At 41.5% G+C, this 19,429-nt stretch carries 19 protein-coding genes; all 19 read left to right on the top strand.

Annotated features, from left to right (window positions below; all coding sequences use genetic code 11):
• The first annotated feature begins 2 nt into the window (after positions 1 to 2).
• Positions 3 to 239, top strand: a complete 237-nt coding sequence (locus tag QMF37_RS03770) for an acyl carrier protein (RefSeq protein ID WP_058384923.1) — start codon at positions 3 to 5, stop codon at positions 237 to 239.
• 253 nt (positions 240 to 492) lie between these two features.
• Positions 493 to 1,248, top strand: a complete 756-nt coding sequence (rnc, locus tag QMF37_RS03775) for a ribonuclease III (RefSeq protein ID WP_078080563.1) — start codon at positions 493 to 495, stop codon at positions 1,246 to 1,248.
• A 5-nt stretch (positions 1,249 to 1,253) separates the two neighbouring features.
• Positions 1,254 to 4,802 carry a chromosome segregation protein SMC gene (smc, locus tag QMF37_RS03780; protein WP_283476647.1) on the top strand — a complete coding sequence of 1,183 codons (3,549 nt, stop codon included), beginning with the start codon at positions 1,254 to 1,256 and terminating at the stop codon, positions 4,800 to 4,802.
• Between the two features lie 17 nt (positions 4,803 to 4,819).
• Positions 4,820 to 5,836, top strand: coding sequence for a signal recognition particle-docking protein FtsY (gene ftsY, locus QMF37_RS03785; protein ID WP_058384926.1), 1,017 nt, complete (start codon positions 4,820 to 4,822; stop codon positions 5,834 to 5,836).
• Positions 5,837 to 5,903: 67 nt separating this feature from the next.
• Positions 5,904 to 6,227 (top strand): putative DNA-binding protein, encoded by a 324-nt coding sequence (locus QMF37_RS03790; RefSeq protein ID WP_058386872.1) that lies wholly within the window; start codon positions 5,904 to 5,906, stop codon positions 6,225 to 6,227.
• Positions 6,228 to 6,239: 12 nt separating this feature from the next.
• A complete protein-coding gene (ffh, locus tag QMF37_RS03795) occupies positions 6,240 to 7,598 on the top strand; it encodes a signal recognition particle protein (RefSeq protein WP_058384927.1) in 1,359 nt (452 codons plus the stop codon).
• A 94-nt stretch (positions 7,599 to 7,692) separates the two neighbouring features.
• Complete coding sequence (rpsP, locus tag QMF37_RS03800) at positions 7,693 to 7,965, top strand: 30S ribosomal protein S16 (RefSeq protein WP_008497962.1); 273 nt, start codon at positions 7,693 to 7,695, stop codon at positions 7,963 to 7,965.
• A gap of 13 nt (positions 7,966 to 7,978) precedes the next feature.
• A complete protein-coding gene (locus tag QMF37_RS03805) occupies positions 7,979 to 8,212 on the top strand; it encodes a KH domain-containing protein (protein WP_058384928.1) in 234 nt (77 codons plus the stop codon).
• Between the two features lie 63 nt (positions 8,213 to 8,275).
• Complete coding sequence (rimM, locus tag QMF37_RS03810) at positions 8,276 to 8,791, top strand: ribosome maturation factor RimM (protein ID WP_058384929.1); 516 nt, start codon at positions 8,276 to 8,278, stop codon at positions 8,789 to 8,791.
• The gene (gene trmD / locus QMF37_RS03815; protein ID WP_071153651.1) at positions 8,791 to 9,510 is read left to right on the top strand and encodes a tRNA (guanosine(37)-N1)-methyltransferase TrmD; all 720 of its coding nucleotides are present in this window, start codon (positions 8,791 to 8,793) and stop codon (positions 9,508 to 9,510) included. Before rimM ends, trmD begins: the two co-directional genes overlap by 1 nt.
• A 142-nt stretch (positions 9,511 to 9,652) precedes the next feature.
• Entirely contained in the window at positions 9,653 to 9,997 is a 345-nt protein-coding gene (rplS, locus tag QMF37_RS03820) for a 50S ribosomal protein L19 (RefSeq protein WP_058384930.1), read from the top strand.
• Between the two features lie 99 nt (positions 9,998 to 10,096).
• Positions 10,097 to 10,657 carry a signal peptidase I gene (lepB, locus tag QMF37_RS03825; RefSeq protein ID WP_058384931.1) on the top strand — a complete coding sequence of 187 codons (561 nt, stop codon included), beginning with the start codon at positions 10,097 to 10,099 and terminating at the stop codon, positions 10,655 to 10,657.
• 11 nt (positions 10,658 to 10,668) lie between these two features.
• The gene (gene ylqF, locus QMF37_RS03830; protein WP_058384932.1) at positions 10,669 to 11,532 is read left to right on the top strand and encodes a ribosome biogenesis GTPase YlqF; all 864 of its coding nucleotides are present in this window, start codon (positions 10,669 to 10,671) and stop codon (positions 11,530 to 11,532) included.
• A 172-nt stretch (positions 11,533 to 11,704) separates the two neighbouring features.
• A complete protein-coding gene (locus QMF37_RS03835) occupies positions 11,705 to 12,484 on the top strand; it encodes a ribonuclease HII (RefSeq protein ID WP_071153646.1) in 780 nt (259 codons plus the stop codon).
• 112 nt (positions 12,485 to 12,596) lie between these two features.
• Positions 12,597 to 13,757, top strand: coding sequence for an ADP-forming succinate--CoA ligase subunit beta (sucC, locus tag QMF37_RS03840; RefSeq protein WP_058384934.1), 1,161 nt, complete (start codon positions 12,597 to 12,599; stop codon positions 13,755 to 13,757).
• 18 nt (positions 13,758 to 13,775) lie between these two features.
• Entirely contained in the window at positions 13,776 to 14,678 is a 903-nt protein-coding gene (sucD, locus tag QMF37_RS03845; protein WP_008430844.1) for a succinate--CoA ligase subunit alpha, read from the top strand.
• Between the two features lie 320 nt (positions 14,679 to 14,998).
• On the top strand, positions 14,999 to 15,895 hold the full coding sequence (gene dprA / locus QMF37_RS03850; protein ID WP_071153647.1) for a DNA-processing protein DprA: 897 nt from the start codon (positions 14,999 to 15,001) through the stop codon (positions 15,893 to 15,895).
• Between the two features lie 101 nt (positions 15,896 to 15,996).
• Complete coding sequence (gene topA / locus QMF37_RS03855) at positions 15,997 to 18,066, top strand: type I DNA topoisomerase (RefSeq protein WP_071153648.1); 2,070 nt, start codon at positions 15,997 to 15,999, stop codon at positions 18,064 to 18,066.
• Between the two features lie 20 nt (positions 18,067 to 18,086).
• Positions 18,087 to 19,397, top strand: coding sequence for an FADH(2)-oxidizing methylenetetrahydrofolate--tRNA-(uracil(54)-C(5))-methyltransferase TrmFO (gene trmFO, locus QMF37_RS03860; protein WP_283476661.1), 1,311 nt, complete (start codon positions 18,087 to 18,089; stop codon positions 19,395 to 19,397).
• Positions 19,398 to 19,429: the final 32 nt, after the last annotated feature.

The raw sequence follows: 19,429 nt of genomic DNA on the forward strand, positions 1-19,429 counted from the left end.
CATTGTCAACAGTATTAGATAGAGTAACGAAAGTAATCGTGGATCGTCTAGGTGTAGAAGAGAACGAAGTGAAACTTGAAGCTTCATTCACAGGTGACCTAGGTGCAGATTCATTGGACGTAGTAGAACTTGTTATGGAACTTGAAGATGAGTTCGATATGGAGATTTCTGACGAAGACGCTGAAAACATGAACACAGTAGGCGACGCAGTAACGTATATCGAGAAAAAACAAGCGTAACCAAGAAAAGCGAAAGCGCCCGTGTAGACTCGACGGGCATAAGACACTCCGGCGAAGCGGCGTACTTTGCCGCATAGCTGGAGAGACTTATGATCCTAGAGTCTGGGCGCTAAACGTTCTACCAGAAAATTATACTTAAAACCATTGACGCACAATTGCTGTTACACTAAGCGATTGTGCGTCAATTCTCTTTTGCACAATCGCTGAAAAAAAGGTAAAATTGAAAGAAGTACACAAAGGAAGGCAGATAAAAATGGCCATGAATAAAAAAGTAAATCACCAAAAGACCAGTACCATAAAAGAAAGTGTCAAAGCGTCATTTGAACAACTGCAAAAAGAACTCAATGTTTCATTTAATAAACCTGCCTTATTGCATCAAGCTTTTACCCATTCATCCTATGTGAATGAGCATCGAAGAAAACAATTTACCGACAACGAACGTTTGGAATTTCTAGGAGATGCGGTATTGGAATTATCCGTTTCGCATTATCTGTATACGAAATACCCACAAATGAGCGAAGGCCAGTTGACAAAGTTGCGTGCAGCAATCGTTTGTGAACCTTCTCTGGTTTTATTTGCCAATGAACTAAAGTTCGGTAAATATATCCTTTTAGGTAAAGGGGAAGAGTTAACAGGTGGAAGAACACGTCCAGCTTTATTGGCAGATGTTTTCGAATCGTATATTGGCGCTCTTTACCTAGACCAAGGATTAGATCCTGTTGTCGCATTTTTGGAAACGGTATTATTTCCAAAAGTGGAAATCGGTGCTTTTTCGCATGTGATGGATTATAAGAGCCAATTACAAGAATTGGTTCAACAAAAAAATACCGGAGCATTGAATTACGAAATTATTGATGAAATCGGACCAGCGCATAGCCGTGTATTTGTGACTCGTGTATCGCTTGCGGATAAGGAACTTGGCGTCGGTAATGGTCGATCGAAAAAAGAAGCGGAACAGCAGGCAGCTCAGCTGGCAATCCGTAAATTGCAAGAATTGGCGGAGGAGTAGTCGTAATGTTTTTGAAGAGATTGGAAATCATGGGGTTCAAATCATTTGCTGATCGTATCGGCATCGACTTTGTACCCGGAGTAACCGCCGTTGTCGGACCAAATGGTAGCGGCAAAAGCAATGTTACCGATGCCATCCGTTGGGTGCTCGGAGAACAATCAGCAAAATCACTACGCGGTGCAAAAATGGAGGACGTTATTTTTGCGGGCAGTGATTCAAGAAAACCGTTAAATTTTGCAGAAGTTACGTTGATTTTAGATAATACGGACGGGCGTGTCCCTCTCGATTACAGCGAAGTTAGCGTAACGAGAAGGGTTTTTCGCAGTGGTGAAAGTGCCTATTTGCTGAATAAGCAAAATTGTCGATTGAAAGATATTACAGACTTGTTTATGGATTCTGGATTGGGTAAAGAAGCCTTTTCCATTATTTCGCAGGGACGAGTAGATGAAATTCTGAATTCAAAAGCAGAAGAACGTCGATCTATATTTGAAGAAGCTGCAGGTGTGTTGAAATACAAGCAGCGGAAGAAAAAAGCTGAAATGAAACTAAATGAAACCGATGAAAACCTTAATCGTGTATTGGATATTTTACATGAATTGGATGGTCGTATGGAGCCGCTTCAAATTCAAGCCTCCACTGCACGCGATTTTTTGGATATGAACGAACAGTTAAAAGATGCCGATATCGCCTTGTTGGCTCATGATGCCAGCAACTTGGAGCAGGAACTCAATCAACTAGCGCAAGAAGCAGCAGTTCACTTAGAAAAAGAGCAGCAAATAGCTGCAGAAATTACGACGAAAGAGCGTGCAGTCGCTGAAATTCGTCAAGCGCTCGCAGAGTTGGATCGCAAAATAGATCAAGCGCAAAATGCTTTAGTTGAAGCGAGTGCCGAAACGGAGAAATGGCAAGGACGCAAACTGTTGATGTCCGAGAAAAAAAGCAATGCTCATCGCCAAGCGCAGCAATTACAAAGTAATTTAGATGCGGAAAAACTAGAAAATATTTTGCTTCAGAAAAAACACAATGAGCAGTTGGTGTTATTAGAAGAACGCAAAATACAGCGTCAAAAAATACGGACGACGATTAAACAACTCGAAGAGCAGTTGAACCGAACTCCGGCCGATATCGACAACGAAATTGAAAATTGCAAGTCGGTCTATATCGATTTGATGAACGAGCAGGCAACAGTCAAAAACGAACTTAAAAATATTGGTTTGCAAGAACAACAACTGTCAGAATCAACCGGACGAATTACTTCGCAACGGGCTGACTTTGAGTTGGAACTATCGAAATTGAAAAGCCAAAAAACGCATGCAGAAAAAAATGTTGCAGACATTCGTACCTTGTTAGAAGACAAGCGTCAGCAATATAAAAACGCGGAAGCTTCTTATCAACTGCAAAAGCAATCATTTGATCAAAAGCAAGCGATGCTGTTTCAAGCCTATCAGTCTGAAAAACAGCTTGCGGCTCGCGTTGGTACTTTACAGGAACTTGAAGCCGATTTCTCAGGGTTTTTTCAAGGTGTCCGTGAAGTATTAATGGCACGTGAAAAAGGCCAGCTAGCAGGCATTAGAGGAGCAGTTGCTGAAATTGCGCAAGTAGAGAAAACTTATGCTAAGGCCATTGAAACGGCATTAGGTGCTTCAAGTCAGCACATTGTTACAGAAAACGAGCAGCATGCTAGAGAAGCCATTGATTTTCTTCGTAAAAAGAGGGCGGGACGTTCTACTTTTTTACCAATGACTGTCATGAAATCGCGAAAGATCCCAGAACATACATTGGCTACTGTGCGGGAGCACCCAGCCTATGTGAATATGGCATGCGAATTAATCGATTACGATGCACAGTATGCGATGATTATCGAAAATTTAATAGGCAATGTCATTATCGCTGAAGACTTGAAAGGCGCGACAGCGATTGCTAAAGCAACCGGCAATCGCTTCCGTGTCGTAACCTTAGATGGCGATATCGTGAACGCCGGTGGATCGATGACAGGCGGTGCTAACAAAACCCAAGCTTCATTCTTCACGCGAAAAGCTGAACTTGAGCAATTGCTTGTGCAATCAGCAGAGTTAAAAGAGACCATCATAAACGCTGAAAAAACAGTAATCAAAGAACAGGCAGAAGTGAAAGTGGCAGAGGAATCCATTCAAGCCTTGAAAAATGAAGGGGAGAAATACCGGGATTCAGAAGCGGAAAGTTCGACCATTCTTCGTGAAATTGAAGCTGTTTTAAAGACAACGTTAGAGCGTTTCCATCTTTTTGAAGCAGAACAAAAAAACAAAGAATATGATTTGACAGCCATTACTGGACGAAAAGAAGTAGCATCTATACGCCGTGAGAGCATCGTAAAAGAATTGGCTGCTATTACCGTGGAAATTGACGAACTCACGCTGTTTAAGCAGCAAAACCAATCAGCACGTGATCAAGTTTTGGAGAAATTAGCAGAACAAAAGTCGTTAGATGCTGTAACAAAAGAACGTCTCAATCAATTAACAGTGAGTGAAGCGGAGCTTTTTGAGCGACTCGAGAAAAGCAATTACAAACTGCAAGAAAATCAAAAAGAGTTGCAATGGATTCAGTCAGAAGAAGCAGTAAAAGTGTATTCAGACAAGGAAATTCTGCAAGAAATTGAGACCTGGTCAACGAAAAAAATGCACATGTTGCAAACGGTTGAGCAGACAAAAAAACAACGCTTAGGACAGCAAGATACCTTAACTGGTTTGGAAGAAGATTTAAAAGAACACCAACGTATTTATAAAGGCTATGTGGAAGCGATTCGAATTTATGAAGTCAAATCAACACGGTTAGAAGTTCAAATTCAAAGTTTTATTACCCAGCTTGACACCAATTATCAGCTGACACTAGAGCAAGCAAAACAGTTTGAAATGATTGATGAAGAAGTCGTTGTTCGTAGAAAAGTTAAATTGCTGAAACAATCTATTGAAGAATTAGGGCCTGTCCATATTGGTGCAATCGAAGAATTTGAACATGTCTCTGACCGCCATGCCTTTTTAACAGAGCAGCGTAACGATTTAAACGAAGCGAAAGAAACATTGCGAACATTAATTCGAGAAATGGACGGAGAAATGACTAGTCGTTTTGACGATACTTTTCATGCCATTCGCAAGCAGTTCCAACGGGTCTTTAAAGAGTTGTTTGGTGGGGGCTCTGCTGACTTAGTATTGACAGATCCGCAAGATATGTTGAGAACAGGTGTAGAGATTATTGCCCAGCCACCTGGTAAAAAGTTGCAAAATTTGAGTTTGCTATCTGGTGGAGAGCGTGCACTTACAGCGATCGCTTTATTATTTGCGATTTTGAATGTGCGTCCTGTACCCTTCTGTGTGCTTGATGAAGTCGAGGCGGCGCTTGATGAATCGAATGTCGTGCGTTACAGTCAATACCTGAAGAAATTCAGCGAAGATACGCAGTTTATCGTCATTACACATCGTAAAGGGACAATGGAAGGTGCCGACGTTTTATATGGCATCACCATGCAAGAATCTGGGATATCGAAACTGGTTTCGGTCAGGCTCGAAGAAAAAACCTGAAAAAGGAGTGGATACACATGAGTTTCTTCAAAAAACTAAAAGATAAATTTGCTGGCAATACCGAAGCTGAAGAATCAACTGAAAAATACAAAGAAGGATTAGCCAAAACTCGTATTGGTTTTACATCAAAAATCAATGATTTGGTAGCGAAATACCGAAAAGTCGATGAAGACTTTTTTGAGGAACTAGAAGAAATTTTGTTGCAAGCGGATGTCGGTTTCGAAACGGTTATTGAGTTAATGGACGACTTGCGTTTTGAAGTGCAACGGAAAAACGTAAAAGATACGTCAAATGTCCAATCCGTTATTTCGGAAAAACTGGTGGAAATCTATGAAGCTGGTGAAGCAGAAATCAATGAAATCAATTTTGTTGAAGGATTGACGGTTATTTTGATGGTTGGAGTTAACGGTGTTGGCAAAACTACCACTATCGGAAAACTCGCTCATCGTTTCAAAAATGAAGGCAAGACCGTTATGCTTGCGGCAGGTGATACATTCCGTGCCGGTGCAATCGAGCAATTGGATGTCTGGGGCAAGCGAGTTGGCGTAGATGTGATTAAACAAAGTGAAGGGTCAGACCCAGCAGCGGTTATGTATGACGCTGTACGTTCCGCTAAATCCCGCGGAGTGGACGTGCTTATTTGCGATACGGCAGGACGTCTGCAAAACAAAGTCAATTTGATGAACGAACTGCAAAAAGTTCATCGTGTTATTTCGCGTGAAATTCCCGGTGCGCCTCATGAAGTATTACTGGCACTTGATGCTACGACCGGTCAAAATGCTATGCTCCAGGCGCAGACATTCAAAGAAGTTACCGATGTTACAGGCATTGTGCTAACAAAACTAGATGGGACAGCAAAAGGCGGAATTGTCTTGGCGATTCGCAATAAATTAAAAATTCCTGTGAAATTTGTAGGGCTTGGTGAAAAACTAGATGACCTGCAACCTTTCGACGCGCAAAAATACGTTTACGGCTTGTTTGCTGAAGGATTGGATAAAGAGCAAGAATTGGAAGATGCAAAAGCAGACAAGTAAAATTACTTGACAGCTTTGTCGATTTTCAGTATTGTAAGCAATAGAATGAATGGGGTGAGCGTCAATGATGGGACTAGAAAAAACAACACGTATGAACTATTTGTTTGATTTCTATCAGGAGTTACTGACGCCAAAACAGCGTAGCTATATGATGCTGTATTATTTAGACGACCATTCACTGGGCGAAATTGCCGAAGAATACCATATCACCCGTCAGGCAGTTTACGATAACATTCGCCGGACAGAAGCAATGCTAGAAGAATATGAACGCAAGTTGCAGCTATTTGAAAAGTTTCAGAAACGGCAGCAACTGGTTTCGTCATTTGAAAAACAGCCATTCACAGAAGAGCGCGTCCAGCAATTTTTGGGCGAACTAAAGGAATGGGATTAGGAGGCGGAAAGAATGGCATTTGAAGGTTTATCCGAACGCCTGCAAGGGACGATGACTAAGATAAAAGGTAAAGGTAAAGTCAACGAAGCAGACGTTAAGGAAATGATGCGTGAAGTTCGTTTCGCCTTGATCGAAGCGGATGTCAACTTAAAAGTAGTGAAAGAATTCGTCAAGAAAATCAGTGAACGAGCGATTGGACAAGATGTCATGGACAGCCTAACACCAGGACAACAAGTCGTTAAAATCGTTAAAGATGAACTGACAGAATTGATGGGTGGCGAAGAGCGGAAAATCGAGTTTTCCACAAAACAACCGACGGTCATTATGATGGTTGGTTTGCAAGGTGCCGGTAAAACGACAACCACGGGAAAACTTGCTAATTTGTTGCGCAGAAAACACAATCGTAAACCGCTACTCGTAGCGGCCGATGTTTATCGTCCGGCCGCAATTCAGCAGTTAGAGACGATTGGTAAGCAGTTATCGCTTCCGGTTTTTTCTAAAGGGACAGACATGTCTCCTGTGGAAATTGCGCGTCAGGCAATTGAACATGCGAAGGCAGAGCATTTGGATACGGTCATTATTGATACAGCAGGGCGTTTGCATGTCGATGAGGCGTTGATGCAGGAATTGAAAGATATTCGTGCGCTTAAAGAGCCAGATGAAATTTTCTTGGTCGTCGATTCTATGACAGGGCAAGATGCTGTCAACGTGGCTCAAAATTTTGATGCAGCCATTGGCATCACTGGCGTCGTTTTAACGAAGCTTGATGGTGATACACGAGGCGGTGCGGCATTATCCATTCGTTCTGTCACTCAAAAACCGATTAAATTTGTCGGGATGGGTGAAAAAATGGATGCGCTTGAAGCTTTCCACCCCGAACGTATGGCGTCACGAATACTTGGCATGGGCGATATGCTGTCGCTCATTGAAAAGGCGCAGTCAAATGTCGATGAAGTAAAAGCAAAAGAGTTAGAAGAAAAGTTCAGAACTTCTACTTTTACTTTTGATGATTTTCTTGAACAAATGACACAAGTCAAACAAATGGGACCATTGGATGAGATACTGAAAATGTTGCCAGGTGCCAATAAAATCAAAGGGTTAGAAAACGCAAAAGTCGATGAAGGCCAAATGGATCGCGTAGAAGCGATTATCTATTCGATGACCAAAAAAGAGAAAACCACTCCCGAAATCATTAATGCCAATCGAAAAAAACGAATTGCTAAAGGGTCGGGGACCAATATTCAAGATGTCAACAGACTGCTAAAACAGTTTGAAGACATGAAGAAAATGATGAAGCAAATGTCTGGTATGAACACGAAAAAAGGAAGAAAAAAAATGGGAATGCCGGGCCTAGACTCACTTTTTAAGTAAAGATTTCAAGGTGTTAAGAAAAAATACTTTACAAACTATTTAAAGCTTGCTAATATAATATCTTGTGTGAAACTATTCGGAGGTGCTTTAAGAAATGGCAGTAAAAATTCGCTTGAAACGTATGGGAGCTAAAAAATCTCCTTTTTACCGTATTGTAGTAGCTGACTCACGTGCTCCACGTGACGGCCGTCAAATCCAGACAGTAGGTACTTACAACCCACTGACAGTTCCAGCTGAAGTTAAGATCGACGAAGAGCAAGTATTGAAATGGCTTCATGATGGTGCAAAACCATCTGATACTGTACGTAACTTGTTTTCTCAAAAAGGCATTATGGAGAAATTCCATAACGAAAAACTAAACAAATAAGGGAGAGTTTTTTATGAGGCAGCTGATTGAGAGCATTGTCAAACCGTTAGTTGATTATCCGGAAGAAGTTCGCGTCGTTACTGACGAAAACGCAAGCCGAATTGTCTACAAGCTTTCTGTGCATCCAGAGGATACAGGGAAAGTGATCGGGAAGCAGGGGCGTGTAGCGAAAGCTGTTCGTTCAATTGTGTACTCAGCAGCAGGTGGTTATCATAAGAAAAAAACGTATCTCGATATTGTTGATTAAGAAGAAGGAGCCCAGGTTCCTTCTTTTTTTTTCAGAAAAATAAAAGTGAAAGGATGTTTGCTTATGCAATGGTTTAATGTAGGAAAGATTGTCAATACACACGGAATTCGTGGCGAAGTACGTGTTTTATCGCGTACGGATTTTCCAGAAGAACGCTTTGCAGTTGGGACGAAGCTCGGGCTTTTCATGCCGGATGCAAAAAAACCAATCATGGTAAAAATCGCCAGTCAGCGCCGACATAAAAACTTCGAGTTACTAACTTTTGAGGGTTATCCATATATCAATGACGTAGAGCCGTTTAAAGAATCTTATTTGCGAATTTCTGAACATGATTTGACTGAACTAGAAGATAATGCGTATTACCATCATGAAATTTTGGGGTGCACAGTGTTTTCAACCGAAGGGCAAGAACTCGGAAAGATCAGTGAAATTTTGGAAACGGGTGCCAATGACGTTTGGGAAGTTACACCTGAGTCGGGGAAGAAGCATTATATTCCTTATACTGAAGAAATCGTCCAAGAAATTGATATTGACCAAAAGAAAGTCGTGATCGAAGTAATAGAAGGGTTATTGTCTTGATGAACATAAATGTTCTATCGTTATTTCCGCCGATGTTTGAAGGGGTCTTTCAACATTCAATTATGAAAAAAGCGCAGGATAAAAATGCAGTTAGGTTAAACGTTGTGGACATTCGTGAATTTGCCGATAACAAACGCCAAGTTGATGATTACCCATTTGGTGGCGGAGCAGGAATGGTTCTAAAACCAGAACCGATTTTCAATGCGGTTGAAAGTCTCACGCCAAACAGCAAACCACGCGTTATTTTAATGTGTCCACAAGGTGAGCGCTTTACGCAGCAAAAAGCTGAAGAGTTAGCAAACGAACAGGAACTAGTATTTATTTGCGGACATTACGAAGGCTATGATGAACGAATTCGGGAACATTTGGTCACAGATGAAATTTCAATTGGAGACTTTGTGCTAACCGGAGGAGAACTTGCAGCCATGACGGTCATTGATAGTGTCGTTAGACTGCTTCCTGGGGTGCTAGGTAACGCCGATTCGCCAATTCGCGACTCATTCTCTACAGGACTTCTAGAGCACCCGCAATACACCCGTCCTGCCGATTTCAGAGGTTGGAAAGTACCAGATGTCTTAACTTCCGGTAATCACGGTAAAGTTGATCAATGGCGCGAAGAACAAACCTTAAAACGGACGCTTGAAAGACGACCAGATCTGCTCGAACACATCAGGTTGGATGACAAACAGAAAAAAATAATCGCCCAATTAAAGAAATGAAAATAGAGTGCAGCTTGCTCTTGCGCTGTCAGGTTATCAGTGGTATTATGGACACTGTACTTTTATGTGAAGTACAGGATCACGATGTTCCGCTGCAACAGCTGATTTGGTGTAAGAACATCTGTAGAAGGAGAGAAAAATAATGCAAAACATTATTACAGAAATCACTAAAGAACAAATTCGTACGGATCTTCCAACGTTCCGTCCTGGAGACACTGTTCGCGTCCACGTTAAAGTTGTTGAGGGTACACGCGAACGTATTCAGGTATACGAAGGAGTCGTAATTGGCCGTCGCGGAGGCGGAATCAGTGAGTCATTCACTGTTCGCAAAATCTCTTACGGTGTTGGTGTTGAGCGTACATTCCCTGTACACACACCAAAAATTGCACAACTTGAAGTTACCCGTCGTGGTAAAGTCCGTCGTGCTAAATTGTATTACTTGCGTGACCTACGCGGTAAAGCAGCTCGTATCAAAGAAATTCGATAAGCTTGTATTAATGAAAGAGGGCGCTTGCGCCCTCTTTCTTTTTGCTAAAAAGTTTAATTCCTTGTACAATTAAAACAGTAAGTTTGGGGAGGAACGCGCATGGAGACTGAAGTGAAGAAGAAAAATGAAATGTGGGAATGGTCCAAAGCTCTGTTGATCGCCTTCGGTTTGGCAGCAATTATCCGTTTCTTTTTATTCACACCGATTGTAGTAGATGGAGAGTCAATGATGCCGACTTTAGAGCACGGAGATCGCATGATTGTCAACAAGATTGGTTATTCAGTTGGGGAACCTGACCGTTTCGATATTATCGTTTTTCATGCCCCTGAACAAAAAGATTATATTAAGCGTATAATCGGTTTGCCAGGTGATCACATTGCCTATGAAGATGACCAATTATATATAAATGGAGAAGCAGTAGAAGAACCTTATCTAGACATTTATAAGCAAGGAATTACCGGTACACTGACAGAAGATTTTGTCTTAGAAGATGTTACCGAAGGACAAAGTACCATACCTGAAGGATCTATCTTTGTGATGGGGGATAATCGCCGTGCAAGCAAAGATAGCCGCCATATTGGATTGGTCTCGACCGATGAAGTGATCGGGGACACAAATTTTGTTTTCTGGCCATTGGCTGAAGCGGGAATTGTAAAATAAGGAGTGGTTTTATGACGATACAATGGTTTCCTGGACACATGGCGAAAGCGCGAAGACAAGTTACTGAAAAACTAAAGTTAGTGGATATTATTTTCGAACTTGTGGATGCCAGATTGCCTTTATCTTCACGAAATCCAATGATCGATCAAGTGATTCAGCAAAAACCACGTCTTATTATCTTAAACAAAATGGACATGGCCGATGAAGTTGAAACGAAAAAATGGATTCGTTATTTCGAAGATCAAGGTACTCGTGCAGTTGCCATCAATTCACTTGAAGGCAGAGGGTTGCAATTAGTTACGAAAGCATCAAAAGAAATACTTGAAGAAAAATGGGATCGGATGATTTCAAAAGGTATTAAGCCTCGTGCCATTCGAGCGATGATTGTTGGAATTCCAAATGTCGGTAAATCGACACTCATCAACCGTTTATCGAAAAAAAGCTTAGCGAAAACTGGAAATATGCCAGGTGTTACGAAAGCTCAGCAGTGGATTAAAGTCGGGAAAGAAATTGAACTATTGGATACACCGGGTATTTTATGGCCGAAGTTTGAAGATCCTGAGACTGGATTGAAACTGGCCGTTACGGGAGCAATCAAAGATTCAGTTATTCAAATGCAGGAACTGGCTATTTATTCTCTGAAATTTCTAGCAGAACGCTATCCAGAACGCATGATGGAGCGTTATGGAATTGACCATGTGGATGAAGAAATCGTCAATACCTTTGATCATATCGGAAAAAAGCGTCGTTGTTTAGATCAGCATGGCGAAATCGACTATGAAACAACCGCTGAAATAATTGTTCGCGATATTCGGAACCAGCATTTGGGCAAAGTGACGTTCGATTATAGAGATGAAATGATTGAAGAAGAGTGAGGGTTTCCTCTATTCGATTACCGGCTGTTCCTCGATTTTGAGGAACAGCTTTTTTGATAAGTGACACAAGCGTTGCGGCTTTAACCGTAGCATTGGAATTGAAAAAAGCGATGGTGTAGTGAAACAGCACGAATAATTCAGAAAAAATTAAATGGTGAGAGAAGTTGAATCGATGCAAACAACTACGGAAATAAAAGAAAAATTGAATGGCATAACGGAATGGCAACCGTGGATGGAGGAGCTTGAAAAGGACACGCGTAAAAGTGTTCAAACTTTATTAGCATCTTGGCTACGCAAGCAAATGCATCGGAAAAAATTGTTGGAAAATCATAATTCTAAATTAGTGTTCGACGATGTATTCAGAAAAGCCAAAGCTGATTTAGTAGCAGGAATTGATGAAGCCGGAAGAGGTCCACTAGCTGGTCCTGTGGTAACAGCTGCCGTCATTTTGCCTGAGGACTGCTCGAGCCTTGTGGGTTTAGATGATTCTAAGCAGTTGAGTAAAGTTAAGCGCGATCAGTTTGCAGAAATTATTAAAACGATTGCCATTAGCTATTCGGTTCATGTCCAGTCCCCTGAAGAAATTGATCGGCTTAATATTTATCAGGCAACAAAAAGCTCGATGACCCAAGCAGCACTGGCGCTCTCCCCTTCTCCTCATATCGTACTGGCTGATGCGATGATGCTCAAACTGCCAATGCCTTGTGAATCCATCATCAAAGGTGATGCTAAGAGCTTAAGCATTGCAGCAGCTTCTATTTTAGCGAAAACAGGAAGAGATGCCCTTATGGCGGAATACGCTCTTCAATATCCACAGTACGGATTTGAAAAACATTCCGGTTATGGCACGAAAGATCATATTACAGCGCTTGAAAAATATGGTCCATGTAAAATCCACCGATCAACATTCGAACCGATAAAATCTCTTTTGACAAAAAATTCACTGGTTTAAATAGATGAAGTTTTGTCGGAATAACGAACAACGGTGGACTTTTTGTGACAACTTTAATACAATGGTAAAGGCAATAAAATTACGATAAAGATGTTTGATTGGAGGATGACAGATGAATATCCATGAATATCAAGGAAAAGAACTCCTCAGACAATACGGCGTAGCAGTTTCTTACGGCACTGTTGCTTTTTCTCCGGAAGAAGCAGTAAAAGCGGCGAAAGAACTGAGTACGGATGTTGTCGTGGTTAAAGCGCAAATCCACGCAGGTGGACGAGGCAAAGCTGGCGGTGTTAAAATCGCTAAAAATCTGGATGAAGTCCGTACATATGCAAAAGAACTTTTAGGTAAAGTTCTTGTGACTCATCAGACAGGTCCAGAAGGCAAAGAAATTAAACGCCTGTTGATCGAAGAAGGATCTGACATTAAGAAGGAGTATTACATCGGATTGGTGCTTGACCGCCAAACTGCTCGTGTTACTCTTATGGGCTCTGAAGAGGGCGGAGTTGATATCGAAGAAGTTTCTGAAAACACTCCTGAAAAAATCTTTAAAGAAATTATCGATCCAGTAATCGGTTTGACTGGTTTCCAGGCACGCCGCATGGCTTTCAACATGAATATTCCGCCAAAGCTTGTAAACAAAGCAGCGAAATTCATGCTTGGTCTATACACTGTATTTATCGAAAAAGATGCATCTATCGTTGAAATTAACCCGTTAGTTGAAACTGGCGACGGCAATATTTTAGCGCTTGATGCGAAATTTGATTTCGATGAAAACGCTCTTTACCGCCACAAAGACATTGTGGAACTTCGCGATTTCGACGAAGAAGATGCAAAAGAAATCGAAGCCTCTAAGTATGACTTAAGCTACATTTCTTTAGATGGGAACATCGGCTGTATGGTTAACGGCGCCGGACTTGCTATGGCAACAATGGACACGATCAACTATTACGGCGGAACACCCGCTAACTTCCTTGACGTTGGGGGCGGTGCGACCGCTGAAAAAGTAACGGAAGCTTTCAAAATCATTCTTTCAGATAAGAATGTAAAAGGAATTTTCGTTAACATTTTTGGCGGTATCATGAAGTGTGACATCATTGCAGAAGGCGTTATTCAAGCTGCCAAAGAAGTAAGCCTTGAAGTGCCATTAGTAGTCCGTCTTGAAGGAACAAACGTAGAAATCGGTAAAAAACTGCTGAATGAATCAGGTCTTAATATCGTAGCTGCTGGAACAATGGCAGACGGCGCTAAACAGATCGTAGAACTTGTAGGCTAAAGAAGGGCAGGGACAAAAATGAGTGTATACATTAACAAAGACACAAAAGTGCTTGTACAAGGAATTACAGGGTCAACTGCCCTTTTCCATACAAAGCAAATGCTTGAATACGGAACGAAAATCGTTGCGGGTGTAACACCAGGTAAAGGCGGAACTGAAGCTGAAGGCGTACCTGTCTTCAATACTGTTGAAGAAGCAGTAAAAGCTACAGGCGCTAACGTATCTGTAATTTACGTACCGGCACCTTTCGCAGCAGACGCAATTCTTGAGGCTGTTGAAGCTGAGCTTGACATGGCAATTTGTATCACTGAGCACATTCCTGTATTGGATATGGTGAAAGTGAACCGTTACATGGAAGGCAAGAAAACACGTCTTGTTGGACCAAACTGCCCGGGCGTTATTACTCCGGACGAATGTAAAATCGGCATCATGCCTGGATACATTCACAAAAAAGGACATGTTGGCGTTGTTTCCCGTTCAGGTACATTGACGTATGAAGCGACTCACCAATTGTCTGAAGAGGGAATTGGCCAATCGACAGCTGTCGGTATCGGTGGAGACCCTGTAAACGGTACAAACTTTATCGATGTGTTGAAAGAATTCAACGAAGATGAAGATACGTACGCAGTTGTTATGATCGGTGAAATCGGCGGAACAGCTGAAGAAGAAGCTGCTGAGTGGGTTAAAGCGAACATGACAAAACCTGTTGTCGGATTTATCGGCGGACAAACTGCACCTGAAGGAAAACGTATGGGCCATGCCGGTGCGATTATTTCTGGCGGTAAAGGAACAGCTGCTGATAAAATCAAAGCAATGAACGAAGCTGGAATCGAAGTTGCAGACACTCCATCCGTAATTGGAGAAACGTTGATTAAAGTGATTAAAGAAAAAGGTTTATACGACAAGTGTAAAACTCATTGATCTATAAGGAAGGCTCAAAATGCTGTGTTATCAGTATTTTGAGCCTTTTTTTGCATTGTGAAAATCCGGTGAAAGCAAACTGGCAATAACTGGATTAATTATAGAATTCCTGATTTTATCAAAACCGATACAGTACTGACTGTTTTATCTTAGCTTTTGATAATCCATTAAAAGGATTCTGTCCGAACGGTCATATGGTTAGTAAAAAACTTTACTATTCATTTTCCTTTATTTACAGCAAGTGTAAAACCTATTAATATGGACTATAAGTGCATGCGAAGATATGCATTTTTACCTTAAAAAAGAACAGGAGGAATAACATGAACAAAGAATTTACAGAACGGTTACTAGCGCTGCATTACGTATATCCAAAAAGCTTGAACAAATTACTGCCACTACTGGCGGATGATCCAGATTTATCAGCACTTGAACAAAAATCACCAAATGAATTAATGTCACTACTGAACATTAAATTAGAACAAGCAATCAAACTAAAAGCCTCTTACAGACAATCCCTGACATATCCCTTACGTGAAGCCTACGACAAATATAAGATCCTCCCCATGTCTTATCAACATCCTTTTTATCCCGAAAGTTTATTTGAATTAATCGATCCACCGGCTGTAATTTATGCTAAGGGAGACCTCACTTTACTCGCAAATCCTCAAAAAATCGCCATTATTGGTTCTCGGAAAGCCACTTCTTATTCGCAAAAAGCGTTGCACACAATCATTCCCCCTCTTGTTGAGAACAACTTTATCATTGTAAGTGGATTAGCAAGAGGTGCGGATGCGATGGCCCATCAAAAAACGATTGACTTAGGTGGTCGAACGATTGCTGTTACAGGTAGTGGTTTTTTGCATCCTTACCCAAAAGAAAACAACGCATTAAACGATATAATAGAAGAAAAACAGTTGGTTTTGACTGAGTATCCCCCTTATATGAAACCCTTAAAATGGAATTTTCCGATGAGAAATCGCATCATTAGTGGATTGTCTAAAGGAATTGTTGTAACGGAAGCTCTAGTGAAAAGTGGTACTTTGAGTACAATTGAACATGCGCTAGATCACGGAAAAGATATTTTTGCAGTTCCTGGAGATATTGGTTCGCTATTATCTGAAGGACCGCATAAATTAATTTTAGAAGGCGCAAAACCCGTGTGGAATGGCTGGCAAGTACTCGAAGAATACCAACAAATGACAGCTGAAAAACAATGAAAAAAATGAAAAGCCTTGCATTAAGCTAAAATCTGTTATACATTTTGCAACAGGTAATTCTTTTAAGCATTTTGAGAAACCTCTATGAGGAGGAAATAGTTATGGCGGATTTTTTAGTGATTGTTGAGTCGCCTGCAAAGGCTAAGACGATCGAACGGTATTTGGGTAAGAAATATAAAGTCCGTGCTTCACTTGGACATTTACGCGATTTGCCCCGGAGTCAAATGGGTGTAGACGTGGAAAACAATTATGAACCTCGATATATTACGATAAGAGGTAAAGGACCAATCTTACAAGATCTTAAAAAAGAAGCGAAAAAAGCGAAAAAAGTCTTTCTCGCGGCTGACCCCGACAGAGAAGGAGAAGCAATTGCATGGCATTTGGCGACGGCACTCGGTATTGATCAAACTTCAGATTGCCGTGTCGTTTTTAATGAAATTACCAAAGATGCGATTAAGGAATCATTTAAGCATCCGCGTAAAATTGATATGGACTTAGTCGATGCGCAACAAGCACGACGGATATTAGATCGACTTGTCGGCTACAGCATCAGCCCATTACTTTGGAAAAAAGTAAAAAAAGGCTTATCAGCTGGACGCGTACAATCTGTCGCGTTGCGTTTAGTTATCGATCGAGAAAATGAAATCAAGAGCTTCGAACCAGAGGAATACTGGTCAATCACTGGACAGTTCGAAAAAGCGAAGAAAAACTTCGAAGCGCAATTTTATGGCAACACAAAAGAAAAAATGAAATTGCATAATGAGGCTGACGTTAAAGCGGTCATGTCTTCCATGTCAGGAAAAAACTTTACCGTAAATCGCGTAGTGAAAAAAGAAAGAAAAAGAAACCCTTCGCCTTCTTTTACAACTTCTTCACTTCAGCAAGAAGCTGCTCGTAAATTAAACTTCCGAGCTAAAAAGACCATGATGCTTGCACAACAGCTGTATGAAGGTATTTCAGTAGGGAAAGAAGGCATCACGGGTTTGATTACGTATATGAGAACGGACTCTACCCGAATCTCGGATACGGCAAAAAAAGACACAATGGACTTTATCGTCGAGAACTACGGCGAGGAATACGTAACACAAAAAGCGCCAGCTAAGCAGTCAGCAAAATCACAAGACGCCCATGAAGCGGTTCGACCGACAAGCGTGATGAGAACGCCAGAATCGATGAAGAGCATTTTATCACGTGATCTTTACCGTCTATATAAATTGATTTGGGATCGATTTGTAGCGAGCCAAATGTCATCGGCTGTTCTAGATACAGTTATGGCAGAGTTGCAAAACGGTGAAGCAGTGTTCCGTGCAAATGGTTCACAGGTTAAGTTTCCCGGTTTTATGAAGCTTTATATTGAAGGCACCGATGACCAAAAAGAAGAAAAAGATAATATACTGCCGGAAATGGCTGAAGGCGATATCGTGAAAGCGGTCGACGTTACACCAAATCAGCATTTTACGCAGCCACCTCCGCGTTTTACAGAGGCTCGCTTAGTACGAGCACTTGAAGAACTAGGGATTGGACGTCCATCAACTTATGCACCAACTTTGGATACCATTCAAAAACGCGGCTATGTTACATTAGACGCTAAACGCTTTATTCCAACGGAGTTAGGTGAAATTGTTCATCAGCTAGTGCTCGAGTTTTTCCCGGACATTTTAAATATCGAATTTACGGCTAAAATGGAGCATGATTTGGATACAGTGGAAGATGGCGAAATTGAATGGCGCACCATTATCGATGCTTTTTACCAGAAATTCGAAAAAAATGTCGAAGTGGCAGAAAATGAAATGGAAAAAGTACAGATTAAAGATGAACCAGCTGGTGAAGATTGCGAACTGTGTGGTTCGGCAATGGTTTATAAATTGGGACGTTATGGTAAGTTCATGGCTTGTAGCAATTTCCCTGAATGCCGAAATACAAAAGCCATCGTCAAGCATATTGGCGTGAAATGCCCAACATGTAAAGAAGGCGAAATTGTTGAAAGAAAAAGTAAGAAGCGCCGGATATTCTACGGCTGCGAACGTTATCCAGAATGTGAATTCGTATCATGGGATAAACCAATTGAACGCCCATGTCCGAAATGTAACGAGTTGCTGGTAGAGAAAAAAGTGAAAAAAGGCGTTCAAATCAATTGCACAAGCTGTGATTATAAAGAAGAAGTTCAATAATACTATAGAGGTGTTTGAAAATGACGAAATATGTAAACGTAATTGGGGCAGGATTAGCTGGTAGTGAAGCAGCGTGGCAAATCGCAAAACGCGGGATTAATGTCCGTTTATACGAAATGCGCCCTGTTAAACAGACAGCAGCCCATCATACAGACAAATTTGCCGAGTTGGTGTGCAGCAATTCACTACGTGCTAACTCTTTAACTAATGCAGTTGGAGTTATTAAAGAAGAAATGCGTAAACTGGATTCAGTGATTATCGAATCAGCAGACGGTGCGTCTGTACCGGCTGGAGGGGCACTTGCGGTGGATCGCCATGAATTTGCGGCGGCCGTTACTGACAAAGTAAAAAACCATCCGTTAGTAGAAGTAATCAACGAAGAAGTAACAGAGATTCCAGAAGGCATTACGATTATCGCGACAGGCCCATTAACATCTCCTGCGCTTGCTGAAAAAATACGTGGCTTGACTGGCGAAGAATATTTATACTTCTATGATGCAGCAGCGCCAATCGTTGAAAAAGACAGTATTGATATGGATAAGGTTTATTTGAAGTCCCGTTACGATAAAGGCGAAGCGGCTTACCTGAACTGTCCGATGACAGAAGAAGAATTTAAACGTTTCCACACCGCGCTTGTCGAAGCAGAAGTTGCGCCTCTGAAAGAATTTGAAAAAGAGATTTATTTTGAAGGCTGTATGCCTGTCGAAGTGATGGCGGCTAGAGGTGAAAAAACCTTAACGTTTGGTCCGATGAAACCAGTAGGACTAGAAGATCCGAAAACAGGCGAGCGTCCGTATGCGGTCGTTCAACTTCGTCAAGACGACGCTGCTGGAACACTTTACAATATTGTTGGATTCCAGACGCATTTAAAATGGGGACCTCAAAAAGAGGTATTGAAATTAATTCCCGGTTTAGAGAATGTGGAAATTGTGCGTTATGGTGTGATGCACCGTAACACGTTCATCAATTCACCACGCGTACTGAAACCGACGTATCAGCTGAAAGCAGATGCCAATATCTTCTTCGCAGGTCAAATGACTGGAGTCGAAGGGTATGTAGAATCTGCAGGAAGTGGGTTACTAGCAGGAATCAATGCAGCGAAATTAGCGTTGGGCGAAGAATTGCTAGTGTTCCCAGCGGACACAGCGTTAGGTAGCATGGCACGTTACATTACTGAAGCAGACAGCAAGAATTTTCAGCCGATGAATGTTAACTTTGGGTTATTCCCGGAGCTAGGTGAACGGATTCGTTCGAAACAAGAACGTGCTGAAAGACACGCAAACCGTGCACTCGAATCAATTCAAAATTATATGAATACAGTAACGGTTTAATTGATAAAAGCCTCTAAATGTTGTTATAATTT

This window comes from Planococcus sp. S3-L1 (assembly GCF_030063085.1).
GTDB lineage: Bacteria > Bacillota > Bacilli > Bacillales_A > Planococcaceae > Planococcus > Planococcus kocurii.